At 34.9% G+C, this 25861-nt stretch carries 27 protein-coding genes and 1 rRNA gene; 1 reads left to right on the forward strand and 27 read right to left on the reverse strand.

Annotated features, from left to right (window positions below; all coding sequences use genetic code 11):
- Window positions 1-623: 623 nt before the first annotated feature.
- From J2S19_RS22030 to metG, 15 genes are all read right to left on the reverse strand, one after another.
- A complete protein-coding gene (locus tag J2S19_RS22030; protein ID WP_307346558.1) occupies window positions 624-1241 on the reverse strand; it encodes a 50S ribosomal protein L25/general stress protein Ctc in 618 nt (205 codons plus the stop codon).
- A 203-nt stretch (window positions 1242-1444) separates the two neighbouring features.
- Window positions 1445-2398: a ribose-phosphate diphosphokinase gene (locus J2S19_RS22035; RefSeq protein ID WP_307346561.1), complete on the reverse strand. Its 954-nt coding sequence runs from the start codon at window positions 2396-2398 to the stop codon at window positions 1445-1447.
- 19 nt (window positions 2399-2417) lie between these two features.
- Window positions 2418-3794: a bifunctional UDP-N-acetylglucosamine diphosphorylase/glucosamine-1-phosphate N-acetyltransferase GlmU gene (gene glmU / locus J2S19_RS22040; RefSeq protein ID WP_307346563.1), complete on the reverse strand. Its 1377-nt coding sequence runs from the start codon at window positions 3792-3794 to the stop codon at window positions 2418-2420.
- Between the two features lie 747 nt (window positions 3795-4541).
- Window positions 4542-4832: a septation regulator SpoVG gene (gene spoVG / locus J2S19_RS22045; protein WP_046517517.1), complete on the reverse strand. Its 291-nt coding sequence runs from the start codon at window positions 4830-4832 to the stop codon at window positions 4542-4544.
- Window positions 4833-5049: 217 nt separating this feature from the next.
- Entirely contained in the window at window positions 5050-5427 is a 378-nt protein-coding gene (gene ridA, locus J2S19_RS22050; protein WP_307346565.1) for a 2-iminobutanoate/2-iminopropanoate deaminase, read from the reverse strand.
- Window positions 5424-6272, reverse strand: a complete 849-nt coding sequence (gene purR / locus J2S19_RS22055) for a pur operon repressor (protein WP_307346567.1) — start codon at window positions 6270-6272, stop codon at window positions 5424-5426. The genes ridA and purR overlap by 4 nt, the downstream gene beginning before the upstream one ends.
- A 59-nt stretch (window positions 6273-6331) precedes the next feature.
- The gene (ispE, locus tag J2S19_RS22060; protein ID WP_307346569.1) at window positions 6332-7201 is read right to left on the reverse strand and encodes a 4-(cytidine 5'-diphospho)-2-C-methyl-D-erythritol kinase; all 870 of its coding nucleotides are present in this window, start codon (window positions 7199-7201) and stop codon (window positions 6332-6334) included.
- Window positions 7202-7426: 225 nt separating this feature from the next.
- Window positions 7427-7615 (reverse strand): small, acid-soluble spore protein, alpha/beta type, encoded by a 189-nt coding sequence (locus tag J2S19_RS22065; protein ID WP_307346572.1) that lies wholly within the window; start codon window positions 7613-7615, stop codon window positions 7427-7429.
- Between the two features lie 247 nt (window positions 7616-7862).
- Complete coding sequence (gene veg, locus J2S19_RS22070; RefSeq protein ID WP_026562427.1) at window positions 7863-8132, reverse strand: biofilm formation stimulator Veg; 270 nt, start codon at window positions 8130-8132, stop codon at window positions 7863-7865.
- A 376-nt stretch (window positions 8133-8508) separates the two neighbouring features.
- Window positions 8509-9390, reverse strand: a complete 882-nt coding sequence (gene yabG, locus J2S19_RS22075; RefSeq protein ID WP_307346575.1) for a sporulation peptidase YabG — start codon at window positions 9388-9390, stop codon at window positions 8509-8511.
- 440 nt (window positions 9391-9830) lie between these two features.
- Window positions 9831-10712, reverse strand: a complete 882-nt coding sequence (gene rsmA / locus J2S19_RS22080) for a 16S rRNA (adenine(1518)-N(6)/adenine(1519)-N(6))-dimethyltransferase RsmA (protein WP_307346578.1) — start codon at window positions 10710-10712, stop codon at window positions 9831-9833.
- Entirely contained in the window at window positions 10709-11269 is a 561-nt protein-coding gene (gene rnmV, locus J2S19_RS22085) for a ribonuclease M5 (RefSeq protein WP_307346581.1), read from the reverse strand. The genes rsmA and rnmV overlap by 4 nt, the downstream gene beginning before the upstream one ends.
- Window positions 11270-11609: 340 nt before the next feature.
- Window positions 11610-12812, reverse strand: a complete 1203-nt coding sequence (locus J2S19_RS22090; protein WP_307346585.1) for a ubiquitin-like domain-containing protein — start codon at window positions 12810-12812, stop codon at window positions 11610-11612.
- A 241-nt stretch (window positions 12813-13053) separates the two neighbouring features.
- The gene (locus J2S19_RS22095) at window positions 13054-13824 is read right to left on the reverse strand and encodes a TatD family hydrolase (protein WP_307346587.1); all 771 of its coding nucleotides are present in this window, start codon (window positions 13822-13824) and stop codon (window positions 13054-13056) included.
- A gap of 131 nt (window positions 13825-13955) precedes the next feature.
- Window positions 13956-15944, reverse strand: a complete 1989-nt coding sequence (gene metG / locus J2S19_RS22100) for a methionine--tRNA ligase (RefSeq protein WP_307346589.1) — start codon at window positions 15942-15944, stop codon at window positions 13956-13958.
- 712 nt (window positions 15945-16656) lie between these two features.
- Between metG and abrB the strand changes: the two genes are divergently transcribed.
- On the forward strand, window positions 16657-16938 hold the full coding sequence (gene abrB, locus J2S19_RS22105; RefSeq protein WP_307346592.1) for a transition state genes transcriptional regulator AbrB: 282 nt from the start codon (window positions 16657-16659) through the stop codon (window positions 16936-16938).
- Window positions 16939-17089: 151 nt separating this feature from the next.
- Here abrB and rsmI read toward each other — a convergent pair whose 3' ends face one another.
- The 12 genes from rsmI to rrf all read right to left on the reverse strand — a co-directional run.
- On the reverse strand, window positions 17090-17968 hold the full coding sequence (rsmI, locus tag J2S19_RS22110) for a 16S rRNA (cytidine(1402)-2'-O)-methyltransferase (protein ID WP_307346595.1): 879 nt from the start codon (window positions 17966-17968) through the stop codon (window positions 17090-17092).
- A gap of 25 nt (window positions 17969-17993) precedes the next feature.
- The gene (locus J2S19_RS22115) at window positions 17994-18248 is read right to left on the reverse strand and encodes a GIY-YIG nuclease family protein (RefSeq protein WP_307346598.1); all 255 of its coding nucleotides are present in this window, start codon (window positions 18246-18248) and stop codon (window positions 17994-17996) included.
- 92 nt (window positions 18249-18340) lie between these two features.
- Window positions 18341-19099, reverse strand: coding sequence for a tRNA1(Val) (adenine(37)-N6)-methyltransferase (locus J2S19_RS22120; protein ID WP_307346602.1), 759 nt, complete (start codon window positions 19097-19099; stop codon window positions 18341-18343).
- Window positions 19100-19398: 299 nt separating this feature from the next.
- Complete coding sequence (yabA, locus tag J2S19_RS22125) at window positions 19399-19770, reverse strand: DNA replication initiation control protein YabA (RefSeq protein WP_307346604.1); 372 nt, start codon at window positions 19768-19770, stop codon at window positions 19399-19401.
- A gap of 13 nt (window positions 19771-19783) precedes the next feature.
- On the reverse strand, window positions 19784-20611 hold the full coding sequence (gene ricT, locus J2S19_RS22130; RefSeq protein WP_307346607.1) for a competence/sporulation regulator complex protein RicT: 828 nt from the start codon (window positions 20609-20611) through the stop codon (window positions 19784-19786).
- Window positions 20612-20613: 2 nt separating this feature from the next.
- Window positions 20614-21606: a DNA polymerase III subunit delta' gene (holB, locus tag J2S19_RS22135; RefSeq protein ID WP_307346609.1), complete on the reverse strand. Its 993-nt coding sequence runs from the start codon at window positions 21604-21606 to the stop codon at window positions 20614-20616.
- Between the two features lie 13 nt (window positions 21607-21619).
- Complete coding sequence (locus J2S19_RS22140; protein ID WP_307346613.1) at window positions 21620-22060, reverse strand: YaaR family protein; 441 nt, start codon at window positions 22058-22060, stop codon at window positions 21620-21622.
- Window positions 22061-22083: 23 nt separating this feature from the next.
- Window positions 22084-22413, reverse strand: coding sequence for a cyclic di-AMP receptor DarA (gene darA, locus J2S19_RS22145; RefSeq protein ID WP_307346616.1), 330 nt, complete (start codon window positions 22411-22413; stop codon window positions 22084-22086).
- An 86-nt stretch (window positions 22414-22499) separates the two neighbouring features.
- Window positions 22500-23132, reverse strand: a complete 633-nt coding sequence (gene tmk, locus J2S19_RS22150; protein WP_307346618.1) for a dTMP kinase — start codon at window positions 23130-23132, stop codon at window positions 22500-22502.
- 3 nt (window positions 23133-23135) lie between these two features.
- Entirely contained in the window at window positions 23136-24575 is a 1440-nt protein-coding gene (locus J2S19_RS22155) for an aminotransferase class I/II-fold pyridoxal phosphate-dependent enzyme (protein WP_307346621.1), read from the reverse strand.
- A 472-nt stretch (window positions 24576-25047) separates the two neighbouring features.
- Window positions 25048-25251: a sigma factor G inhibitor Gin gene (locus J2S19_RS22160; RefSeq protein ID WP_307346625.1), complete on the reverse strand. Its 204-nt coding sequence runs from the start codon at window positions 25249-25251 to the stop codon at window positions 25048-25050.
- 520 nt (window positions 25252-25771) lie between these two features.
- Window positions 25772-25861 (reverse strand): 5S ribosomal RNA (gene rrf / locus J2S19_RS22165); the annotation flags it as partial.

The following is a 25861-nucleotide window of genomic DNA, read 5'->3' on the forward strand; positions in this document are numbered from 1 at the left end:
AAAAATTAATTCAATGTCAACTACAACACTGGATTGCAGGCTTACCTAATTACATCAAGGTCTACCTGCCTATTTCAGTGTGCGAAAGTTGAGTAAGTTAATAATCTATTTAGAGCATCTTCTACTATTATATAACAATAGCACAGATTTTCGTGACAATAAATGAAAGGTTCAGCTTCCTCACAATAAAGACAAGTAAGGTATATTTAAATTCCTACATAAAAAGTTAAATCGTTGATAATCTTGGTTTGCATGCACGAGAAGTGCACAAAAAACAATTTAAATCGACTTAAAGCTAAGTAATAAAATGATAGCAATCCTTTTTAAAGATAAGGCCTTTTTTTCATAAAGTAACAAAAATAACAGAACGTGGGCGATGAACCTCATTAGCGTAAACGCCTGCTGGATATTTACCTTACACCGCATCCTGCAGGCGTCTCACAATATGCTCCAAACAGACCCTCTTAGTTGAGTTTGACCTAAAAGCAACAATTTTCTTGATAAGAGCCATTCAAATAAGTCTATGCTTTTAGCACGCATAAGTTTATATACGTTACGAGACTGTCACACTTGTTCATCGATACATTAGCATTTATATCTTGAAGTACAAGTGAGCATTAATATTATTCTTCACGGCCTTCTTCATTTTCAGGGGTGCCAGGCTCCTGCTCTTCACCGCTATCAATTTCTTCTTCTTGTTTAGGCGGTAATATTGATGCAATGACTAAATCTTCTTCCTGAACAAATTGAAAGTTTCCTGTTCTGTTAATATCCTTTAATTGAATTGTCTCATTTACTGCAAGATTTGATATATCCACATCGATAGTCTGTGGAATATTACCAGGTCTATCCTTAACAGTTATCTCATGGACAGATTGTTGAAGTACACCACCATCTTTAACCCCTTGAGCTTCTCCTACTAATTGTAAGGGCACTTCAACCTCTACATCCTCTTTCATGTTGACAACATGAAAATCTGCATGAATGATATTAGCCTTAAGCGAATCAGTTTGCATATCATATAACATGACATTATGTGATGTTTCTTCAATGTCTATTTTAATAATCGTGTTCTTACCTTCATCTCTGAGTGTTTTCATTAATTGTATACTGTCTACAGCTATAGGTTCACTTTGGATGGCCTTTCCATAGATAATTGCAGGTATTTGACCTGAATCGCGTATTGCCTTTTTGGCTGATCTTGAGAATTTAGTCCTTCTTACCGCTTGTAATGTAGTCATACTATTCCTCCTAATTTATGGTTCTCTATTTATGGTTTGCCCATAATTAGGAGAGGATAAACATAACTTACTTTACAAAGGGTTGAACTTATTAAAGTTTCACTATTTTACCGTACCTTCAATCAGTAGAACGGTATCAAAAATATGTTATAAAAATAACAGGCGATTATCGATAATCGCCTGCAATAAAATACGAATTTATTTTAATCAAATAATAAACTTACTGATTGTTTTTCATGTACTCGAATAATTGCTTCACTTATTAAAGGAGCTACAGAAAGTTCAACTAATTTTTCAATTCTTTTTTCTTCAGGTAATGCAATTGTATTAGTAACTACTAATTCCTTGATTTTTGAGTTTTGGATTCTTTCTATTGCTGGTCCTGATAATACAGGATGTGTACAGCAGGCATATACTTCTTTTGCACCATTTTCAACCAGTGCATTTGCAGCAAGTGTAATTGTACCAGCTGTATCAATGATATCGTCAATAAGAATTGCTGTTTTGCCTTCAATATTCCCTACAATATTCATTACTTCTACTACATTTGGTCTTGGTCGTCTCTTATCAATAATTGCAATCGGTGCTTTCAATTTATCTGCTAGCTTTCTAGCTCTAGTTACGCCACCATGGTCTGGAGAAACAATGACAATGTCCTCCAATTGCTTTTCAAGGAAATACTCACCCAAAATAGGGACACCCATCAAGTGATCAATTGGAATATCAAAGAACCCTTGAATTTGTGGAGCATGCATGTCTAATGTAATAACACGGGTTGATCCAGCTGTTTCAATGAGATTTGCTACTAGCTTTGCTGTAATAGGTTCCCGAGCTCTAGCCTCGCGATCTTGACGTGCATAACCATAATAAGGAATAACAATATTTATCGTTTTCGCAGATGCACGTTTTAAAGCATCAATCATAATTAATAGTTCCATCAGATGTTCATTAACAGGACCACTAGTTGATTGGATGATATAGACGTCACAACCTCTAATACTTTCTTCAATATTTATCTGAATCTCTCCATCACTAAATCGTGTTACTGAACTTTTGCCTAGTTCAACACCTATAATATCTGCAATTTCTTTAGCTAAAGCTGGATTTGAATTTAATGTAAAGATTTTTAAATTTGAATCTCCGTATCGATTAGACATGTTTAAAAGAAAACCTCCATTAGGAATTTTTATTATTTATACGGTCTACATAATTCTCTTTATTTACTTGTCGCGCACGAGCTACTGATAATGCTTTTTCAGGAACATCATTTGTTACAGTAGATCCTGCTGCAACGAAAGCACCTTTACCTACTATCACAGGTGCAACTAAATTAGCATTACATCCAATAAAAGCGCCGTCTTCTATTTTCGTTAAATATTTATTTTGTCCATCGTAGTTTACAGTAATTGAACCGCAACCAAGGTTTACATCTGCTCCAACTTCCGCATCACCAATATAACTTAGATGTGATGCTTTACTTCCTTTACCTATAGTCGACTTCTTAATCTCTACAAAATTTCCGATTTTTACATCATCGGCAATATTCGATAATGGACGAATATGAGCAAACGGTCCGATCATTACTTTACTTCCAATTTCACTATCATGAGCAACTGATTGGCGAATGTTCGTCTCATTTTGAATTTTACAATTGGTGATTTCACTATTCGGTCCAATGATACAATTTTCACCTATAACGGTTTCGCCAGTTATGATTGTCCCTGGATAAATAACGGTATCACGGCCAATAACAGCATCAGTTGAAATATACGTGTTATCTGGGTCAATGATTGTAACACCATTTCTCATGTGATCATGATTAATGCGTTTCTTCATAATATTCTCTGCTTGAGATAGTGCTATGCGGTCATTTACTCCTAAAGTTTCATCGAAAGAATCTGTTTGGTAAGCTGAAACAACCTTCCCTTCCTTTTTCAATATTTCAATGACATCTGGTAAATAATATTCTCCTTGCACATTGTCATTAGAAACATTATTAAGAGCATTAAACAACTCTTTATTATCAAAACAATATGTACCTGTATTAATCTCAGTAATTGTTCTTTCATCTTCAGTAGCATCTTTATGTTCAACGATTTTTTCAACCATACCTTCATTATTACGAACAATACGCCCATATCCGGTAGGATTATCTGCACTAGCAGTTAATATCGTCGCTTTAGCATTTAACTGTTTATGATGTTCTAGTAGTGCATGAATTGTTTCAGCAGTAATAAGAGGTGTATCGCCACAGATTACAATTGTTGTACCTTCTTCATTTTCTAAAAATGTCGAAGCCTGCATGACTGCATGTGCAGTTCCTAATTGTTCGCTTTGCAGAGCATATTCACTTATATCTCCTAGCTCAGCTTTTACTTTTTCAGCACCATGTCCAACAACAGTAACTACCTTAGATAAATCCAATTTTGTTACCTGATCTAATACATGTTGAACCATTGGCTTTCCACATACAGGGTGTAATACTTTATATAAAGAAGATTTCATTCGTGTACCTTGACCCGCAGCTAGTATAACAGCAAATCGTTTATCCATTTACCTGGCCTCCAATTAAGTGTATTCGAATAATTAAGTTTCTTAAATTTTTATTCATCATAAGTCTTGATATCCATAAAAAATATATCTTAAAATATCTATCATTTCAAGACAACATAATAATATCTGTCATGCAATCACTCTCATTTTAACATAGTTTTCTGAATCAATCGCAGATAAGTAATAGTATATACGCATTTGGGTATTTTAAGTATACCATTGGCAAGTTTCGAAAACATTGTTGTTCATTATTGCTTATAGTGCTCATAGGCCAAGCATACATCAGATTTGTTGGTGAATTGACTGCAATAACAAGCAATTAATAAGGAGACTAGTTAGGGAGTTTATTAGAAAAATAGGAAAACAAAAGGTTAGTTTCTTCTTGCAGTCTCACGGGGCAGTGTGGTTGCTTGCGAGCTTGTCTAGTTCCTGCGGCACGAACAAGCAAACTTCAGGTCATCTCCATAAGATAAGTCATCATCGATTCATCATACGGCTTATCGTGATTGCCTTTAGTCTTAGTCGATGTACGTCTCTAGTGTGTATGTCGATGGGCAAGCCGCCTTCTCTTGCGGTCACCTTATCGTTGGCGCCTGCTCACGTCTCACCTTTCCCATGCATCGCACAGTAATCTAGCAATCAGCTTCAACCAACCTTTAATAAAGTTTGTGCTTAAAGCAACATTTTTTAAAAAAGAGCTAAACAAAAAAAGACTCTGCAGGCTTACTGCAAAGTCTTTTTCATATTTTATGAAGCTCCAGCTTCTTCAAATTCTACTTCTAACTCACCTAGACGGTGATATTCTGCTAATACAGCATCTTGGATTTTTCCGCGTGTATTAGAATTAATAGGGTGTGCAATATCTCTGAACTCTCCATCCGGAGTACGCTTACTTGGCATCGCAACAAAGAGACCGTTATTACCATCAATTACACGAATATCATGAACAACAAATTCATGATCTAATGTGATAGATGCAATCGCTCTCATGCGACCTTCGGTATTTACGCGGCGCAATCTTACGTCTGTAACTTCCATTCTGTTCACCACCTTTTCCCCCATATGAAAAACCTTAGTTAATAATTCAACGTGTTTTTCCTTTTTCCTGCATAATTTGAAAAATTTTTTAAAAAATATGACAGTTTACTATTTTATTCATATATCAGTCAGTTGATTCTCTCATCACTCTATAGAAAAGTGCCTTTAAAAACAAAAAAAGCTAACCATCAAGTCCAGTTAGCTCCCTTTTACTAATTTATTTAACTAATCCGATTACTTCTATTTCGACTAATGCATCTTTCGGTAATCTTGCTACTTCCACACAAGATCTAGCCGGTTTATGGCTTGAAAAGTACTGTCCATACACCTCATTGAAATCTGCAAATGAATTCATATCTTTAAGAAATACTGTTGCTTTTATAACATTCTCAAGAGAAGAACCTGCTTCTTCAAGTACAGCCTTTAGGTTATTAAAAACTTGATGTGTTTGCTCAGCAATTCCACCTGTAATCATCTCTCCTTGAGCAGTTAATGGAATTTGACCTGAACTATAAAATAAATTATTTACAATAATTCCTTGAGAATATGGACCAATTGCTGCTGGTGCTTGTTTTGTACTAACTACCTTCATCATTCAATCTCTCCAATCTTCTTGTTTTCATTGATTTGAAAATAAGTTCCTGGCTTTACCTCAATATGTTTCTCACGTGTATCTACTTCAGTTAGTTTTGTAAGAGATATGTATTCATCAACTAATCTCTCCTCTACACCTTCCGTTTCTACTAGTACACCAATACCAGAAACATTTGCTTGAAATTCATCTAAAAGACTAATCATCCCATTAATCGTTCCGCCAGCTTTCATAAAGTCGTCAATAATTAGGACATTAGAACCTTCTGTTAAACTTCTTTTTGCTAATAACATAGTTTGTATACGTTTAGAAGAACCAGAAACATAATTTATGCTTACAGTAGATCCTTCCGTAACCTTACTATCCTTGCGTACGATTACGACGGGTACATCAAGTTGAGCTGCAACTGCATAAGCCAAGTTAATTCCCTTTGTTGCAACTGTCATAACTACATCAATTTTCCGATTACTAAATACTGTTGCAAATAAACGACCAATTTTATTTACAATTGATGGATTCCCTAATAAATCAGTTAAATATAAATAGCCACCTGGGAGTAGCCTTTCCGGTTTAGCCATTTTCTCGCAAAGTTCATCAATAAATAGCTTTGCCTCAGCTATGTCCACCTTTGGTATATATTTAACACCACCTGCTGCTCCAGGCACAGTAAGTAAAGTCCCGATCCCTTGTTGTTCAAATGTTTCTTTTATAATTGTCAAGTCTTCACTAATTGACGATTTAGCAGAATTGTACTTCTCTGAGAAATACGTTAATGGTACTAATGAATGTGGATGTTGAAGCATGTAGTATGTCATATCAACAAGACGGCCACTACGGCGAAATTTCATGAACGGTTAACCTCCAAAATCCGAATAATATTACTGTAAATATAACTTAATATCCGTATTTAATCAAGGATGTTTCGTTCACCTAGCATGCGTACTGCGTAGACTTGGTCACAAAAGCCACGAAGTCCATTATATACTCTCGGTAATCTCGATTCATATTGAACAAGTCCAAAAACGGTCGGCCCACTACCGCTCATAAGTACTGCATCTGCTCCAAACCTTTTCATTTGTTCTTTAATATTTGCTACCTCTGGATACATATGTAAAGTTACACTTTCAAGAACATTACCCATCAAATGACAAATTTCAGTATAGTCTCCGTTATATATTGCATCAACCATTCCATCGACATCTGGGTGATTAATCGAATTGATCCTTAAATTGCGGTATACATCTGCTGTTGAGACGCCTATTGTTGGTTTTGCCAACACTACCCAACAGTGTGGAGGTGGACTAATATGTTTAATGATTTCTCCTCTTCCAGTTGCTAACGCTGTACCACCGTATACACAAAATGCAACATCTGAACCAATCTCTGTTCCTAATTCTGCTAATTCATCTGAGGTTAATCCTAATTTCCACAAACGATTCAAACCTCTTAAGGTTGCTGCAGCATCACTGCTGCCACCTGCTAGTCCTGCAGCTACAGGTATTGTTTTAGTTATTGATATAGAAACTCCCTTTTTTATTTGGAAACGGTCCTTAAGTAACTTGGCTGCCTGATATGCTAAGTTTCTTTGGTCATCCGGAACAAACCGATTATGAGATACAATTCGAATTTCATTAAAAGGTAATTCCATCAGTTCCACACGATCTGCTAAATCTATTGTTGTCATAATCATTTTCACTTCATGGAAGCCATCATCTCGCTTACGGAGAACATCCAATGATAAATTTATTTTCGCTGGTGCTTTCTCTAAAACACGCATCGTTGTTTTCACCTACTTTGACGATCTGCAATTGTATCAACATTGTACCACAAAAGCAGGTAAAGTATTTTCTTTTTCGACATTTTCAGGTTTGCTTTCACTCTACTTTTACATACTTCCCCAAGGCGATATGACCTAATCAGTAAATAAGAAAAAGTCACATCAAAAAGACTGACTCTGTTAGTAACTTGTATGAAGTTACTAACAACAGTCAGCCTTGCCGCCTTATGATTGATTCTTATTTTGTTGGGCAAGCTGTTCTTCTGCCATTTCTATTGCACGTTTTACCATGTTTCCTGCATCACGTGCTCGAATGGCTCCCCAGCCCTCTTCTTTCACCGTTTCGTAAAAACCTAAGTCTTTAGCAAGTTCATACTTAAAACTTTCAGACATAACTCCACGACGTCTGCCCATTGCCGAAACACTTCCTTTCAGGAGGGTTCGTTTACTATAAGAAAGCTATACTGCGGCACTATTATTATTTGTCGCAACGCAAAATTTATGTAAGACCATATAATAATTTTGCTGAGTCATTATGGTAGGGTACGTCATAGAATACTCACGAGGTAATCTTTGGTATTCATGAAACACATACATATCATATGTGATATTTGTTCATCCTTTTATTTAAACACAAAAAAACAGTAAACAAATTGGTTGTCTACTGTCCACTAACTGCAAATGATCCTGTTGTATCTTCAAAAAATGTTAGTTGTACTGTTTCAGTAAGTACATCGGCATAGCTATAAGATACTCGCTCAAAAGAATTTTCATCTTGATCCAATTCAATAACAAAGACAGATGGATAGGTTTCTGCAAGTACACCACAGCGTTCTATCGTTTTTCTGCGACCACCGTTAGCTTTTAAAGTTAGTCGTCTGCCAAGATTTCCGTCCAAGGACTTTTTAATATCCGTTAGAGTTTTTCCCATTGCATCCACCTCACTAATATTTAGTATACAACAGACAGCAAGATAAGTCAAATAAAATTTAAATTATACCAATGTTATTTAACTACTGTCAATATAATATTTTCAACAAAATTCTCATTTTGCCTACATGTAGTTTGAGCTTACTTTACAGCTTTTATGTATAAAATGAATATTTTTTTCCTTAATGAGGATAACATTCATTTTTTTCACTGATTTCCTCTAGAAATAAGCTAAATCTGGAGATTATTTAAGCAAAAGCTTAATATCCAGATTTAGTAAGTTAGCTAAAAAATCTCCAAATAAAATTGGGCAGTCCAGTGAAGCTTTCATGTAAATCTCTTTCTTAATAATGTCTTCACTAAACAGCCCTCGTATATTACTGGTTGTCATGCTTTTTATACGGCATTCCTGTTCGTAATAACCCTTTCGTTTCTACTCCACCTAACCCCTTTTCACGTGTCAACGTATTCCTTAGGACTTCCCAAACATTTATTCTTTCTATAAATGGTGTAAAACTCACCTTTGCTACAATATATACAGGATCAAGTGCATGAATATTTACTCTTGAAGGTGAACTTGCAAAATTAGCTCCAGCTCGGATTAATGATTCGAAATGCGATTGACATGCACCAGCAAAAATGACAAGTTGGTCAAGATGTGGATTTTTTGAGCGTGCATTTCTCACGGTTTGAATAAAATGCTTGGAGTGTCGATATGCATTTAGGTCATCTATATCTCCTTTATGTTTTGAATAAGCATCATGCCCTGTCACAACGAGTATATCTGGTCGATATTTATCAAGTAATTCATTTATTTGATTTGGCATATCCTTTTCACTTACATGTACACCATTTACAGGCACACCAATCTTTGAATATAAATCCAGGCACTTTTCCAAAAAACTCGGGTCTCCATCAATATGAAGGACCCTCCCAGGAACATGAAAGAACTCTTCATTATGACTATAACTAGAAGTAGCATAAAACTCCTGCTTTTCTCTAAGCAGTTGATAATCTTGCTTTAATAAGTCGTATGATTTTTCAATCAATTGTTTCTCTTTAAGCTTACGATTATTTCTTTCATTATCATCAATGATGACTAAATCTTCATACTTTGCATCAGCTAATAAACGAAATTCATCCCCGTGCAAAATAGCAATCTTTTCACCATTTGTATTTTCGATAACATTTATGACCCTAAATATTAAATCTAGCTGATAAGACTTCCTTGCAACAATGTCTCCTATTTTCACCTGCACAAAATCACTCCTATTTGCCGTTTTAGCTATTTGGGCAAATAATCACCCTATAAGGGGAATAAATGGCTTTATTTTTTCAAGTAGAGTAAATCATATGAGAAAAACTCCTTTTCTAGCCTATGTAATTGCTAACATTTTGTGCTTGAATATTTTCTAACATTATTTCTATTTTAGAGGACCTGCTTAAAATATGAACACAACCACAATAACTCTCTAGAAGGAAGGGCTTTTTTGTAAACATTGTTGCGCTTCTTACTTAGTTGTCGTTAAGAGTGCGCCCCCTCTTGCAGTACTGGTTTTCCGCGGGGTGGGTGAGGCTCATATCCAAAAAACCTTAAGAAAAGAGCACAAAAAATATAGAAGGTGACTCATTGACGTAAGACCAGAGTTTGTTCAGTCTGGCATTTGGTTATGAGTACCTTCTATATAATTATTAATCATTATGATTGATAGATGTCTGCTAATGCGTCACTTACTTTTGCAAACTCCGGAATGGAAAGTGATTCCCCTCTTCTCCTACCATCAATTCCTATTGTACCAAGAACTTCTTCAATTTCCGTTTTTAATTCTTTACCATTTGGGAAAAAGTGAACCAAGTTGTTTATCAGCGTTTTTCGCCGTTGTGCAAAACTTGCACGGACTAGCTGAAAAAAGAATGCCTCATCTTTTACATTGACCAAAGGCTTATCCCTAACTAACAAACGAATAATAGCAGAATCAACATTTGGTTGTGGCATAAAGACTGTTTTTGGGACTGTCATAACAGTTTTAGCTTCTGTATAATATTGAATCGCAATCGACAATGAGCCATACTCTTTAGTAGATGGTATTGCTGAAATACGGTCTGCAACTTCCTTTTGCAGCATCACAACAATCCCTTTCAACGGAAGCTTGTCCTCAAGAAGCTTCATAATGATCGGCGTCGTGACATAGTAAGGAAGGTTTGCAACAACCATAATTTCCTCACAATCATCAAATTCACTAGCTATTGTATGATGTATATCAGCATCTAGTATATCCTGATGAATAACAGTTACATTTGGATATGGTTCTAACGTGTCTGCCAATATAGGAAGTAACCGTTGATCTATTTCAAATGCAACAACCTTCTTAGCTCTCTTAGCTAATTGCTCTGTTAATGCACCGATTCCTGGCCCTATTTCGATAACACCTGTTTTCTCTGTTACATTTGCATGATCTACAATTCGATTTAGTACGTTAGGTTCAATCAGAAAGTTTTGTCCTAAACTCTTCTTAAAGGAAAAGCCGTATTTTTCTAATATTGCCTTTGTTCGTATTGGTGTTGCAATATCCTTCATCATCTTATCTTTTCCTCCTGGATAATCTTGTTTACAACCTCTAGATAATCATGTTTACTAATTTGAAACATCTTTAGTCTTTTATATAGCTGTTTACCATTTGCATAGCCAATCTTTAAATGGAGCCCTAACTTCTCGCGCCTTTGTCTTGCATTCGGTCCTCCAAGTAGTCCAGCATCGATTAAATCCTCTTGTGTAATTTCACTAATATAATCTTCCATCTCTTCCTTTACTTCTCTTAACGCAGCCCTTATAGAATCAACCGATGCATGTTCAACACCAATCCCTTTTCCATTTTTCGGCCTTGCCTCATGTTTTGGTATAAATGCATGTTTACATCCAGGTACTTTTTCGGCAATTGTATGCCTAATCTTTTCTCCTGGGAAGTCTGGATCCGTGAATAAAATAACACCCCTTGTTTTTTGTGCAAGCTTTACTTGTTCAATTACCGCCTCACCAATTGAGGATCCATTCGTTTCAATCGTATCAGCATCAACTGCTCTTTTAATGGCAGTTGTATCATCTTTCCCTTCAACAACAATTATTTCTTTAATTTTCATTTTTTCCTCCAAATTTTGAAACTTTCCATCTATGCAATCCGTCATATATGGTGTAACATTAATTTTAGATTACAAAATTTATATTATTATTACATTTTTTAAAAAACTACTGAACAAATTCATTGTAACTAACATAGATTGTAATAGGTTGTTTCTTAAATAACCCTCGAGCCTATGTCAGTACTATTAAGTATACCCTTCTCACATAGGAAGAAAAAGAATATCTTTCAATTTATCGATAGTTCTATAAAGTTGTTGTCATTGCATTTTTCCGTCCCTTATAAGTCTGTTTAATTCATTTGACCACAAAAAAACAGAGGGAAATTTCCCCCTGTAATGTTTATTCTAATATTTTTATCTTAACCTTTTTCGATCCCCATCGATAGGCAGATGATTTTGACGTCATAAATACATCTATTTTATTTCCCTTAATAGCTGAACCAGTATCAGCAGCAACTGCATAACCGTAACCCTCAACGTACACTTTCGTACCAAGAGGAATAACGCTTGGATCAACTGCAATTACCTTTGCATTTGGATTAGCATGTAGATTGAGTCCTGTAGCTGTTGTGCCTGAACACCCATTACAATTAGCTGTATAAGCTGTTGAATGCACATAGAATTCCTTTGCTACAGCATCATTTCCACGTGATACGTTTTGAGTAGCACTCGCTGTCTGTGCTTCTATTGGTTTCGTTCCTAAGGCAACTACTTTGTCTTTACTATTTTCAACCGTTTCTGTTTTTAGAAGTTTCCTAGATACTTCTTTCCCGTTTTCCAAAACGACTTCATAATGCTTTTTTTGTTTACCTTCTTGACCAGGGTCAATTACTTTTTCTTTACCCTTTTCGATTGAATTATCGTTTTTCTTAACTACCTTAAAGGCGATTGGTTCTTCCACTACATCGGTGACTTTTTCTACTCGTGTAACAGTAATGATGCTTTCCTCATTAATCTCCTTCGTTAAATCTGGTTGAACCTTGTCTAATTCGTTTAATTTAACGTTATGCTCTTTTAAAAAGTCAGCGACAGTAGTCGAAGTGGTCCAAACTTGTTGCTTATCTTCGCCAACATTTAGTGTAAGCTGGATTGCTTTATCAATTTTTAATGACATCTCTTTCTCAATCTCAGTATCTAATGCTGGTTCAATCCGGTCGTGCTCAGTTACTTTTAAATTCTCACTTTGAATAAAATCCTTCACTGTATCCGCTGTTGTCCATATTGTCCTTCGTTCATCATCTACAACAAGATTAATAGGTTTTGAAGCTTCAAAGACAATTTCCATATTATTTTTTATTTTTTCCTTAGGAGCAGGTGATATATGATCCTCTGTCCTAACATTTATATCCTGTTCTTTTAATAACTCTTTTACTGTATCTGCATGTGTACGTATTTTCTCCTCTTTACCATTTATTGATAACGTAACAGATTCTTTTAACCCTTCGTATGTACCATATGCAGTACCCGATCCTATGACTAGTAAACTAGTAGTTGTAAGGACAATCTTGTTCTTTAAAACCTTTTCGGAAAACAGCTTTTTCATGTTTTGAATGAAAATGAAAAACGCCTCCTTCTTCCTCGTGGATTATATAGAGTATCTTTCATCTTGTCAACCCTTCCGACGTTGTCTCATTTTTCCAACGTATTCATAATTATGCGTAAAAACGAGCCAAATGTGAAGAAAGAGTTATCGACAAAGATATCCTATGAGGAAGATGAGACATGTAGAACTCTTTAGAAATAGATTATTCAGGACAAGCTTACTTATAAGTCGACAGATTTGGCTATCGAGTTATGCCGAAAAATTTCATAGCATTGTCGGAAGTTTTTAATGCAACTTCTTCAAATGTTATTCCTTTTATCTCTGCAATTTGTTCTGCAACATATTTTACATAACTTGGCTCATTTCTTTTCCCTCTAAATGGGTGTGGGGTTAAATATGGGCAATCTGTCTCAATTAATAAAGAATCCATTGGAATATCTTTCACTACTTCCTTTGGTTTTTTTGCATTTTTAAATGTTACTGGACCCCCGAATGAAATATAAAAGTTCATCTCCATACATTGCTTCGCGATTTCTAAACTTCCTGTAAAGCAGTGCATCACTCCCCCAACAACGCTTGCCTGTTCTTCTCTTAATATTTGAACAACATCTTCTGTAGCATCGCGATTATGAATGATTATTGGCAGATTCACTTCTTTAGCCAATTGAATTTGTTTTCTAAATACTTCTTTTTGTACATCCTTCGGTGATTTATCCCAATGATAATCTAGTCCCATTTCCCCTATTGCAACCACTTTTGGATGCGAAGATAATTCTTTAATCCAGTCTAAATCGGCATCAGTCATATCGATTGCATCAACTGGATGCCAGCCAATTGCAGCATAAATCATCTCATATTGTTCAATTAATTCCATAGCCCTCGTAATCGTCTCTCGATCAAAACCAACAACGACTATATGCGAGACATTTTCTTGTCGAGCACGCTCGATCACTTCTGCTACATCCTCATCATACTGGATAGCATTTAAATGTGCATGAGTGTCAAATAACATCATTATTCTTCCTTTCTTCGACAAATCTAAGGGGTGTTCTACAAATTGTTACACGTGGAACACCCCAGTTTTGGTCTATTTTCTTATAAATCAATTATTAAGGAAAATCACTATAAAATTAAAACCTAATATTATTTCACTTTTGAACCATTTGGTAGACTACTATCAACGGTCGCAACAGACAAATTGTCTCCGTTTGAACCTGCTAATATCATACCTTGAGAAAGCTCTCCTCGGAGTTTTACCGGTTTAAGATTGACTACACATATCACCTTTTTACCAATTAATTCTTCCGGCTTATAATATTTCGCAATACCTGATACAACTTGTCTCTTTTCATACCCTAAATCAAGCTGTAGTTTTAACAAACGGTCTGCTTTTTTTACTGGTTCAACATGAATAACCTCTGCCACTCTTAGGTCAACCTTCATAAATTCATCGATTGTTATCTCTGATTCTTCCTCTTCCGCTTCTACTGCTTTTTCCTCTATTTCTACAGTAGATGTTGGTCCCTTCATCTGTTCTTTTATATATTGAACCTCTTCCTCAGCATCTAAACGAGGGAAAATTGGACTTTGTTTATTAACAGTTGCATCCTTTATTTGTCCGAACTCTATAATACTCTCCCATGTTTGAAGTGTTTTATCATGAATACCAAGCTGCTGAAATACTTTCGTTGGAGCTTCAATTAAGAACGGTTTTAATAAAACAGCTGTGATACGTAATGACTCAGCTAAATGAACCATAACTGAGGCTAACTTATCTCGGTCCTCTTCATCTTTTGCTAGTACCCATGGTTGAGTTTCATCAATATATTTATTCGTACGGCTAATGAATTGCCATAAAGATGATAGAGCAACTGAAAATTCCATATTCTCCATTGCTACTTCATACTTTTTAATTGTATCGTCTGCTGTTGCAACTAACTGTTTATCATATTCTAATTTACTTCCTTGATAACTTGGAACACTGCCATCAAAATATTTGTCAATCATTGCGACTGTTCTATTTAATAAATTCCCTAAATCATTAGCTAGGTCAAAATTCACACGGTCAACAAAACCCTCAGGTGTGAACACGCCATCTGAGCCAAAAGGTACTTCTCTTAATAAATAATATCGTAATGCATCTAACCCATACTTATCGATTAATGTAACAGGGTCAACAACATTTCCCTTAGATTTGGACATCTTCCCATCTTTCATTAGAAGCCATCCATGTGCAAAAACTTTCTTCGGTAATGGCAAATCTAAGGCCATTAACATAATTGGCCAATAGATTGTATGGAAACGGACAATTTCTTTACCAACGATATGAACATCAGCTGGCCAATATTTTTTATATTTCTCGTCATTATCTGTTCCATATCCAAGTGCAGTAATATAATTTGAAAGAGCATCTATCCATACATATATAACATGTTTTGGATCTCCTGGAACCTTTACTCCCCAGTCGAAGGTAGTTCGTGAAACTGCTAAATCTTCTAAGCCCGGTTTAATGAAGTTATTAATCATTTCATTTTTTCTAGACTCTGGCTGGATAAACCCTGGATTTTCTTCATAATATGCTAAAAGTCTATCTACATATTTACCCATCTTAAAGAAATAGGACTCTTCTTTAACTAACTCAACCGGATGTCCACTATCAGGGCTTTTACCACCAACTACTTTCCCATTTTCAATTATTGGGTCAACTAATTGTAGTTCTGTATAATACGTCTCATCAGGAACTGAATACCAACCTTCGTACTCATCTAAATAAATATCTCCTTGTTCAACTAGTTGAGAAAAGATCTTTTCAACAACTACTTTATGGCGTTCTTGAGTAGTACGAATAAAATCGTCGTAAGATATCTCCATCTTCCCCCATAATTTTTCAATACCTGCCACTATTTCATCAACGTACTGTTGTGGTGTAATATTGTTTTCTTCTGCTTTTCTTTGGATTTTTTGCCCGTGCTCATCTGTACCCGTTAAGTACATGACATCAAACCCACGCATCCGCTTATATCGTGCCATTGCATCTCCTGCAACAGTCGTGTATGCATGTCCAATATGTAGTTTTCCACTTGGATAGTAAATTGGTGTTGTGATATAAAAAGTTTTTTTATTCGATTCCATTATGTACCCTCCTTAATCTTTGCAATGTTCCACGAATGTTAATATAGAACATAATAAGTAAAAATGCTCTCGCCCTAATGGACGAGAGCGTTATGTAGACTCAATAATTATAAAATGGATATTAGATAAGTAAATTCCTTATTAATCTATCCATTTAGATTGATTTCATACTCTTAATAATACCATCTTACCCCCTATTATCAAAGGTGTATACATAAAGAATTTCTTTTTATTAGGCTAATTTATTATACATTTTTGCTTTTTACGTTTTCGCGTCTTCGGTTGATAACAGTCCATTGTTACCTAGCTATTGCAGAGTAGTTGATAAGCATATCTAACTTCGACTATCATCCACTCTCTATAAAGTAAGTACAACTAAGGCCAATATTGTAAAAAGAGCCATTTTAATTAGCTAATAGTTACCTTCATTCGACAAACACGATAAATATTTGTCGAATGAGGGGTATGGAAATATCCTGAATATATTAGTAAATAAAGGTTTTAATTCATAATAAATGGGGTATATAACTAAGAAACCCTGATTCTCACATACTTTTAACCTAATCTATTTTTTTACAAAAATACAAACAAAATGATTGACGTTTATTGGAAATGTTGATATGCTTAAAAAGCAAATCAGTTTTTGTCGAATATTGACGAAGTATGAAAGCTAAAAATAGAGAATGTCGAATTTGAGAGGAGAAATACAATTATGAAATCTACTGGTATTGTACGTAAAGTTGATGAGTTAGGCCGTGTTGTAATTCCAATTGAATTACGCCGCACATTAGGTATCGCTGAGAAGGATGCTCTAGAAATTTATGTTGATGATGAAAAAATCATCTTAAAGAAATATAAACCAAATATGACTTGCCAAATCACTGGTGAAGTTTCTGATGATAACTTAGCATTAGCTAACGGTAAAATCGTTCTTAGCCGTGAAGGTGCAGAACAAGTTCTATCTGAAATCCAAAACTTACTTGTTCAAAAATAATCATAGTTCACTTCATTGATTGAAATTGAGGGTGACTCAAATCAGGGTTTTACTCCTAACATACACTAAATAGACGAGGAATTACTTCTAATCTATATATCTGTGTTTGTAGAGGAGTAGAGCCCTTTTGAGTCACCCAACATTTCGTATATTAATTTATATGGTAAGCTTGGTATACGTCTCTTTTGGATATTTTTCTCTCTACTGATACCTTCTTGATCGATTCTTTAGATGGAATATCCTGTTCAATATAGTATTCCACATGTTCCTTTACACTTAAATTAGTCCACCATGCTTCTAAGTCGTTATTACTAATATCTTCGGCACCTTCTACAATTACGCAAAACTCACCTCGAATTTCAGTACTTTCAGCCCATTCTATAATTTCATCCAATGTCCCTCTGATAAATTCTTCAAATCTTTTTGTTAATTCTCTAGATAAACATATTGTACGATTTCCAAGGTAATCTTTCATTAAAGATAAGGTCTCTTTTAACCTATGCGGTGATTCGTATAAGATAATTGTTTCTGTTCTATTTTTTAATAATTCCAATTGATTTTTTTTTACTTTTTTCTGTCTATCTAAAAATCCAAAAAAATAAAATGGCTGTGGCGTAATTCCTGAAGCAATTAGAGCGGTAATAGCAGCATTTGCACCTGGTAGCGGTATGACTTTGCCCCCTAAAGAAAGGACCTGCTTAACAAGTTCACTCCCTGGGTCGGATATAGTTGGCATTCCAGCATCACTCACGAGTGCAATATGTTTATTTTGTTTAAGTAACTCTACTACCCGGTAACCACTTGCCTCCTTATTATGTTCATGGTAGCTAAAAATCTGTGTATCAATAGAAAAATGATTACATAACTTCTTAGTTTGTCGAGTATCTTCTGCTGCTATGTAATCGACATCTTTTAAAATTGATATTGCTCGAAATGTCATATCCTCTAAATTTCCAATAGGTGTAGGAACTAAGTATAAATCTCCCATTTCCTTTGTATCTTGATTAAAACTCTTTTGTATTTGTAACATGCACCTTTTACCCTTCTTTCGCGAATTATGAATGGTTTAATATGTATTGTTCTTTCCCTTTTCTAGTTAACTTCTTAAACTCTCGCTCCATTTTCAAGGCAAGACTTTTCGAATCATATTCTTCATAATAAAGAAGCTTAACAGGTCCTCTTCCTCTTGTATACTTAGCACCTTTTCCTTCATTATGTTTTTTTATTCTTTGAGCTATCTCAACTGTATAGCCAGCATAATAACTGCCATCACTACATTCGAGGACATAGAAGTAATGTTTCTTATCCATTATCAACTCTCCTCTTTAAAAACTATTTTTAATTATTAATGATCAACTTAATGTAGCTGTATCCTATTTAAGGGCATATTTACATGCATTTCTCAGGGCTGTCTATCTCCCTTATCTCCATATAATATTTTCTTGATGTCCTCTGTATATTCATTTTCTCTATTATATACAAATATAGGGGGAAGTAACTTTAAATCTGAACGTCCCCCTTTTATACCTTCTATAAGAAGTGTATTAGCTTCTTTATTCTCCCTCGGGTAGACAAATTGAATCCTCTTAGGTTCTACTCCATATTTTCTCATTGCTTCGACTATATCTACTAGTCTACCTGGACGGTGAACAAGTGCTATCTTTCCTCCCTGTTTCACTAACTGACTACTTACCCTAATTACGTCATCTAAAGTACATAAAATTTCATGTCTAGCGATCGCCAGATGTTCATTTAAATTTTGTTTGTCCTTTTGTGGTGTTGAGAAATATGGTGGATTACATGTTACCACGTCATACTTACCAAATCCAAGTTGACTAGGCATATCTTTAAGGTCACCATGTATTAGTTGAATCCGGTTATGTAATTGATTATATGTTATACTCCTCACTGCCATATCATATAAACGCTCTTGTATTTCCACACCAGTGATTGTCCCTTTTGTTCTAGTACTTAAAATTAGTGGTACAATACCGTTTCCAGTACAAAGATCAATAATGTTCCCCTTTTGAATAGGCATATATGCAAATCTAGATAATAAGACAGCATCTAAAGAAAAGGAAAATACAGAAGGGCTTTGAATAATTCTCAAATCTTCAGCAAGCAAATAATCGAGTCGCTCATCCCCCACTAATTTCACCATGGTAAACTCTCCTTGTTTATGAAGTTGATATTTTGAACTATATGTAATATAGGAATCAATAATATAATTATATTTCCGCAAACATGTTAAGGAGATTTCACTAACAGCCTCCAATAATAATGATAAAGACTTGAATTACTGTCGGTAACTCCATGTTCAAATGCACGGACTATATCATTAAACTAATAAGTTTTATCTATGTATTTCCGAAGTGATAACAAAACAAAAAGTAAAAAAAGCTAGCTCGTTCAAATTGCTCTACAAATGTTATGCAAAGGCAATTATCCAGAGTTAGCCATTTATTTCTTATTTAAGAATGATAAACAAAATAGGCAATCCCCATCTTTTCTTAAGCTTCCATAATGTAAATTACAAATATGAAAACCTTCTTGATATAATCTAGCTAAGTTATCGTAACCCTCACCAATATCAATTTGCTGCTGTTTTGGATGCCTTTTCTTTTTTGCTTTCGCTTCACTTGTATGCGCGCTCGTTGTGTTTGCTAGTGTAGCATCTAATCTTCGGCGTAAATTCTCGTTTTCAATCTTCAGGTGATGGTTCTCCTCGATAATTTCCTCCAAATGATGCTTTAACTCACCGAGTTGAGTGAAAAGAGAACCTATTTGCTCTTCCATACTACTGACAGATTCAAATATTTCTTTTTTATCCACTTGTTCCACCTCATCAATCTGTGGATTGCATTGGAACTACGCCTTCTTTCTGCAATTCATCCCAAGTGTACTCTACCACACGTTCTTGTTCAACTAGATTAACCTGTATAATTTGCTCTAATATATTTAAACCTACAACTTTTCCTAGACCATTTGGTGTACCTATGATTTCTCCTATATCAGGGAGTAATTCCTTTGCCGTTTCATACTCATCATTCTCATATTTCAAACAGCACATCAACCGACCACATAAACCGGATATCTTTGTAGGATTTAGCGATAAATTTTGATCCTTTGCCATTTTGATTGATACTGGTTCAAAATCTCCTAGAAATGTTGAACAACATAGCATTCTTCCACATGGCCCTATCCCACCAAGCATTTTCGCTTCATCACGTACACCTATTTGCCTTAACTCAATTCTAGTTTTAAATATTGCTGCTAAGTCTTTGACAAGTTCCCTAAAATCGACACGTCCGTCAGCTGTAAAATAAAAGATTACTTTATTTCGGTCAAATGTATATTCGACATCAACTAACTTCATATCTAATCCATGTTCTGAAACTTTCTTTTGACATACAATATATGCATCTTCTGCAGCAGTTTTATTTTCCTGCACCATCAGTTTATCTTTTTCATCAGCAATTCGAATTACTTTTTTCAGTGGAAGTACAACATCATTTTCTTCAACCTTTTTATTATTTAAAACAACTTTACCATATTCAATTCCTCTAATTGTTTCTACAATGACAAAGTCGTCATCCTCTATATGAAGACCATTAGGGTCGAAATAATAAATTTTCCCCGCCTTTTTAAAGCGAACACCTACAACATCATACAAACTTATCCCTCCTGCAATGTTAAAACCAATTGTTCCATCAATAACTGTGGATTCACATTGGCATGAAGCCGATTTTTAGCTTCTAGAATCGAAGTCATTTTGTCCGTTACACTTCTTTGTGTCATTTGAAGGGCATGCTGTGTTAACTGCTGAACCATGTCATTAAATATTACTTGTTCTTTATTTCCCAATTGAACTGACAGTATATCTTTATATATATATAATAACAAGTCTAAACCTGTTTGTTGTTTCTCCTTATCACTGAAATGGTTCATCCATTCAGTATGAACATATATTGGTGCTTGTCCCTTCCTTGAAACAATCACTTCATATAATTTTATCATTTTCGTTCTAGCAGAAGCAAACCAATCGTCTTTTGCCATTTCTAATGCTTCTTCAGAATCATTTGTCATATTGGCTACGATTGCTGCTATATGTTTAGAAACTCCCGCTGCCTCTAGTTGATTTTGAATGGCTTCTGGAGGCAAAGGTTGAAATTGAACTAATTGACACCTTGAAAGAATTGTATTTAATATTTTATGGTATTGTTCAGTTACGAGTATTGCTATAGTAGAAGCATTTGGCTCTTCTAAAAATTTCAGTAAGCTATTTGCTGCATTCACAGTCATTTTATCAGCATGTATAATCATATATAGCTTCTTATTGGATTCTACGCCAGATTTAGAGAATTCAGCTTGCAAATCATGAATTTGCGACTTTTTTATAGAAAGACCATCAGGCTCAATTATATGAACATCTGGATGATTACCTGAATCAATTCTTTTACAATTTCGACATTTGTTACAAGGATTTACATGTATCGGGTCTTCGCAGAAATAACTTTTAGCAAAGAGCAAGCCTATATCTCTTTTACCAGTTCCTTTCTTCCCCTCAAATAAATAAGCATGAGCTAATCTCTGCTTCTGTATACTATTAGTCAATAACCTCATTACACGTGGCTGTAAAGACTCTAAGGTATGCCAATTATTAATCATTTTCCATCACTCTCTACGTATATAGGTTTATGAGTAACCCTTTAACTTCACCTATCTTAGCAAGGATATCAATTGTTCCTGCCTCTCTATTAACGACTTCATCTGTTAATTCTAATAGGGATTGATCCACTTGTTCAATAATCTTTAATGAACGGCTATTTCCATTATAATCCCAACTTCTTGACTGTTTTGTATTCATACCATATTCAACAGCTTCATGAATGAATTTCTTTACCAATAATTTATATTTAGACAGGTCACTAAAGTTACGCGACTTGGATAACCTGCGTCCAACATCTTCAATATTTGCTAACATCTTATTTAATTGGTCTACTTGGAGTTTATTACCTTGCTTCGTAACAATCTCATGAAAACCCTTATTTGCACTATGTGGAACCTTTTGGTCTAGCGTGCGATTATCAATAGTTGACCGTATATCTTGACTTATCTTCATGCTTTCCCTCCAGCACCAAGATTTTAAAATTGGTGAAATTGATCTACAGGGACAACAAATACTGTTGCACCACCTACCTCAACTTCAACAGGATATGGAATGAATGAATCCGCATTCCCTCCCATTGGCGAAACTGGAGCAACAAGCTGGTCTCTTGATTTGCAATTATCCCTTATTACTTGTAATGCCTTATCTACTCGTATATCTTCTGTACCTATCATAAATGTTGTATTTCCAGATTTAAGGAAACCTCCTGTACTAGACAACTTCGTTACCCGGAAGTTATGGTCCATTAAGGCATTTAATAGCTTATTACTATCTTGATCCTGAACAACAACAATAATTAATTTCATTAACCTACGCCCCCTTATATTGTAACATGTCCACTTATTTGAATCATTGCTAGTTTGATGGTAATTTCATTCATTACATAGAATATTTAGATGTTCATGTTCTTTTCTAAAATCGATAGAACATCTTGTAATACATCCTTGACTGACTTTGCAGCATCAACTACCGTAAACCGTTCCGGGAATTTCTCAATCACTTTCTCATAGCCAGTCTGAACCTTCTGATGGAATGATAATTGTTCTAAATCAAGACGATTCTTCTCACGATTAGCACTCGATTCTATTCTTTTAAGTCCTTCTTCAGGTTCAATTTGGAAGTAAATTGTTAAATCAGGCAATTGCCCATTAATTGCAAATTCATTTATACTATAAACCTCATTTATTCCTAATCCTCTAGCATACCCTTGATACGCTAACGAACTATCGATAAACCTGTCACATATAACTACTTCTCCTCTTTGAAGAGCTGGTATTACTTTTTCGACTAAATGTTGTCTTCTAGCAGCCGCATATAACAATGCTTCAGTTCGTGCATCCATATTTACATGATCCTTATTAAGTATTACTTCGCGGATTTTCTCTGCTATTTGAATTCCACCTGGTTCTCTTGTGAAGTTTGCTCTAATTCCCATTTTCTGAAAATGTTCTTTTACTAAATTAATGATTGTCGTTTTCCCAGCACCCTCAGGTCCTTCAAACGTAATAAATATACCTTTAGACATTTCTTACCTACTCTCGTTGTATACTAAAATATTACCTGTTCTAATATGTTTATCCCCTTGAATATTAATTCCTACTCTTACTAATTCAGTTAATTGTTCAATAAGTTGCTCTGTAATTCTCTCACCCTCCATGATAAGGGGGATTCCTGGTGGATATGGTACAATTGATTCCGCCGCAATAAGTCCGAGTGATTCTGATAGTGGTACCTGCTGTTTTTTGAATTCTTCTAGTTCTGAGTATGATTTTTCAAGTGACGAAATAAACTCAGTAAGTTGTATCGTATTGGCTTTCGCAATATGCTCACGTCGGCCTAATGACTTTACGTTGTTGAAATTTACATTTTTCAACTTATCTACTATGCTGTCCTCTGCACTGAGAGGTAAGACTAGCAGAAGCTTAGTGGGGTCAGATAACTCCCCATAGATGTTATGCTTTTCGAAAAAGTGTAGTAATTCAAGGCCAGTTAGACCTTCTGAAGATTTAATAGTAAGCTTTAGCGGATCCATATAAACATGCTTATCATTTGAATTCACTATAATAAATTTCCCTGTTGCGTGTAAATACTCCTTTATCACCGTAAGATTTTTGAGAATATTATCTTTATAGCCCTTCTCGACTATCTCTTGTAAGAAGGCTCTAGCTAAATCTAATGATGCCATAATAGGATAGGATGGGCTACTACTCTGTAGTACGGTTAAGTAATAAAAGAGCTTTTCTTTATTGACTAAGGTGCTGTTAAAGTGGAGATATGAGCCCATCGTCATTGCTGGTAATGTTTTATGCGCTGACTGTATAATGACATCTGCTCCTGCACTTATTGCTGATTTTGGAAAAGGTTTACCTAATAAAAAGTGTGCTCCATGTGCTTCATCAACTAATACAGGAATATCATAGCTATGTACAAGATTTACAATACTAGTTAAATCAATTGCTAATCCATAATAATTAGGGTTTGTTAAGATTATAGCCTTCGCAAAAGGAAATGTCTCTAAGGCTATCTTAATTGTTTCATAGTTTACATATGAAGGTACATCTAGTCTTTCATCGATGATTGGATTCAAAAAAACTGGACGAGCTCCTGCTAATTTAATTCCATTAATAATAGACTTGTGGGAATTACGTTGAACGAGTATAGTTTCTCCGGGTCGACAGCAAGCTAATATCATTGCTAAGTTTCCTACTGTAGAACCATTCACTAAAAACTTAGTATCTTTTACACCATATAGCTTTGCAGTTAATTGTTCCGCCTCATATATAATACCCTCTGCGTGATGTAAATCATCTAAGCCAGTAAGTTCTGTAAAATCAAATGACAATACATCTTTATATATCTTTATTGCGGGCCCAAAGAAAACTGAACCATTTTTATGGCCTGGAACATGTAAAGATAAGCTATTTTTCCTTTTATGTTCCATTAGTGAGGTGAAAAGAGGCGTTTTCATATATATCTCTTCCTTTATATTATATGGCATTATTATAACAGTACATGGAATATTATTAAATCGAATCTAATTATTATCAACTTTAATTTATGGTCTTGTCTAAATGCATGTTGCATTTTAGTACAATCTTTATCAAGGTTTGACTGAAGTTGCTTACAAGACCTTCTATGGGATGTATTCAAATTTTTAATAAATATTTTAATTAAACTTATAAAGATTGAGGTAATTGCACTATATTCTTGATTCTCATCCATATGCCAGTATATCTAATAAACTATCTATACCGTATAGTATCTACCTATACATTTAAGCCTCATCCAAATATAATGGGCTTAATCTAAACAAAAACAGACCCCTCAAGGACAAAAGGTAGGATATGATTATCTGTCTTATCCTATATTTTGTCCTTAAGGGGTCAACTCTTGTAAGTCGCCGTATAATTAACTAAAAACTCTATTAACATTATACTACATTAAGAGTATAATGGTGGTCTTTTTACTCTGCTTAACCGTTCTAGGAAAAATTGATACTTAGGATCTGACGTCTCTGTTCTCACAATTTCTTTCTCGCAATCTTCACAAATAAAACTAGTATATAGATGTATCCCTGTGTTTTTCTTCGTATCACATACGATACATAGTTTATCTGATAATTCATATAAACTATTAGAACTCATATTCTCCACCTCCGCACCTATAGCTTCACCATAATTATATATTTGTATACACAATTAAGAATTTTATTTAATTTATACCCTACTGTATGTTCTAATGCAGTTTCCGTGTATGTCTAAGCATTAAAATAGTTATTATTGCCCTACTAGTCCTTCACATACATAATAAAAATTATGTAATCAGTACTTGCAGCACGCAGATAGAAAACCTTTACAAGATACAAAAAAGCATACAAAGGTGACAAGTAATATTAAGTGATACATTCATGTAGGAAGGGGTTACTCATAGCGTAGTATGTTAGAAGAACGAAAATAAGAAATGCGGTTTGTCTATAGAACATTAAATTTTTTAGACAAATACAATAGGCACACGGGTTAGTTGATCATGTTTATCATAAGGTATTTATGAGTTAGACTATATATCTTCGAATTTTACCTAACATGTTAAATACTCTGTACAAATCAAAACAGATAATTTCACAATAAAAAAGACCAGTATCTCTACTGGTCTTTTTCTTAAGGTACCTGGCAACGTCCTACTCTCACAAGGGGAAGCCCCTAACTACCATCGGCGCTGAAGAGCTTAACTTCCGTGTTCGGCATGGGAACGGGT

This window comes from Metabacillus malikii, from assembly GCF_030813355.1.
GTDB classification, from domain to species: domain Bacteria; phylum Bacillota; class Bacilli; order Bacillales; family Bacillaceae; genus Metabacillus; species Metabacillus malikii.